This window comes from Romboutsia sp. (assembly GCF_035470145.1).
Classification (GTDB): domain Bacteria; phylum Bacillota; class Clostridia; order Peptostreptococcales; family Peptostreptococcaceae; genus Romboutsia_D.
In genome coordinates, this window is the sequence record NZ_DATIRC010000305.1 from 1 (window position 1) to 1,690 (window position 1,690).

3 protein-coding genes and 1 pseudogene are annotated in these 1,690 nt (G+C 27.9%); 1 reads left to right on the forward strand and 3 read right to left on the reverse strand.

Annotated elements, in window-relative coordinates:
* Positions 1-94: 94 nt before the first annotated feature.
* Entirely contained in the window at positions 95-316 is a 222-nt protein-coding gene (locus VLM92_RS12330; protein WP_325276635.1) for a YdbC family protein, read from the reverse strand.
* Positions 317-420: 104 nt separating this feature from the next.
* A pseudogene (locus tag VLM92_RS17415) lies at positions 421-561 on the reverse strand (Mor transcription activator family protein); the annotation flags it as partial.
* A gap of 48 nt (positions 562-609) precedes the next feature.
* Between VLM92_RS17415 and VLM92_RS12335 the strand changes: the two are divergent.
* Positions 610-1,092, forward strand: coding sequence for an N-acetylmuramoyl-L-alanine amidase (locus tag VLM92_RS12335; RefSeq protein WP_325276637.1), 483 nt, complete (start codon positions 610-612; stop codon positions 1,090-1,092).
* Positions 1,093-1,347: 255 nt separating this feature from the next.
* Here the strand turns inward: VLM92_RS12335 and VLM92_RS12340 are convergent, their stop codons facing one another.
* The gene (locus tag VLM92_RS12340) at positions 1,348-1,662 is read right to left on the reverse strand and encodes a hypothetical protein (RefSeq protein ID WP_325276636.1); all 315 of its coding nucleotides are present in this window, start codon (positions 1,660-1,662) and stop codon (positions 1,348-1,350) included.
* Positions 1,663-1,690 lie beyond the last annotated feature (28 nt).

Consider the following 1,690-nt stretch of genomic DNA (forward strand, 5'->3'; position numbering starts at 1 on the left):
ATTTAGTAAGAATGCGTAACTATACAAACTGCATATTATGCTCCTTTTGTGTTACATTGCTTTTTATCTTTAATATAATCTTTCATTATATTACTTATATATCCATTTTGTTTAATAACTCTTTAAGAGCCTTTAGCTCATCAATAGATAAAGTTATACCTTTACCCATTTTTGCATGTTCAGGTGACCAATCTCTTAAATCATATTTAGCTTCTCTACCATTCCAACTTATACGATTTAACTCTTTACTCCATCCAGAGCTTGTCTCTGATATTGTTCCTATTTCTTCTACTATGTCATACTTGATTTCAGCCATATGTATAATGCCTTCTTTCTATATTAATATTTATGATTTACATATAATGCTAACAGTTATACAAAATTAATTCAAGTTACTTTTATATAACTATTTCTAACCAACTATATATTCACAATATTCCTAACCTGAACTTCACTTATTCCAAACTTCCTTGATAACTCTTTGTAATTACCATTAAAAGCTTCTTTAATTATCTTATTCCTAACGGGCTTAGTAACACTATTTTCACTAGGTATATATAAATTACTACCTCCGCTAACCTAATTAGTTCCTTTACACTATCCATTCCTATAGCATCAACAGCTAATAAGGAAAGCTGCGACTACTTTGTTAGCCTTCACATGAATTCATCAACTAACAAATCTGCTAAAGAATGTGAAGTATGGGTTTATGATGAAAAAAGTAAGTTATATATTCTGTCTAAAAGTATTTGCTCTAATTTATCTAAAACTATAAATACGCCTAATCGTGGTGTTAAAATATCAAAGGATTTCTCAGTTCTTAGAAAAACTAAAATGTCTGCTCTTTTAATAGAGATAGACTTTATATCTCATAGTGATGTAGAAGCTTCTTGCAAATCTAGTAAGTACATAAAAGATATAGCAGGTAGTATTTCATCAACTTTATTGTCTTTTGTAAATAAATCAATAGCTGATGATGGTGTATTTTATAGAGTTTGCATAGGTACTTTTAAAGATAAATCTAATACAGTAAAACTTAAAAATGAAGCTATATCTAAATGTTTTAAAGATACGTATATAGTGACAAATTAAGAAAAGCCAAGTGTGCATTCTTTGCACTCTTGGCTCTTTTTATATAAACCTATTAATTACTAATCAATCTTAATTTTTTAACTATGTTGGTGAAAAGTAATGTTGATAATAAGTTATGACACTGATTAATATATTGAAATAGCTTATCTAAATAAATAAATCAATACTGTAAATTTTTGACACCGTATAGAAAATAAAAGGAGGTGAAATATTTCTCCTCCTTTCACCGCATAGTATATAAAAAATGTGATTCAATTAGATATCAGGAAGGCCTAATATATCACCAAAAATAAATCCTAGAACAACTAAACCTATAAGTATAGCTAAAAAAACCAGAGAAGAATGTTCTTTGTTTTTTACAACAGCTATAACACCGAAGATAAGAGCAATTATTTGTATAATAATTGCCGCACCTCCAAATATTGAAACCAGTATATCAGATGTAATAACCTTAAGTAGTTCAGCAAAAATATAAAAAAAGATACTTGTTAATATGAAAAAAAAGCTCATCCATACTGACCATTTACCCATACGGGATTTTGGTAAAAGAATAATTCTGATATTTAACACCCCCCATTAAAAATTTTATATTATTACT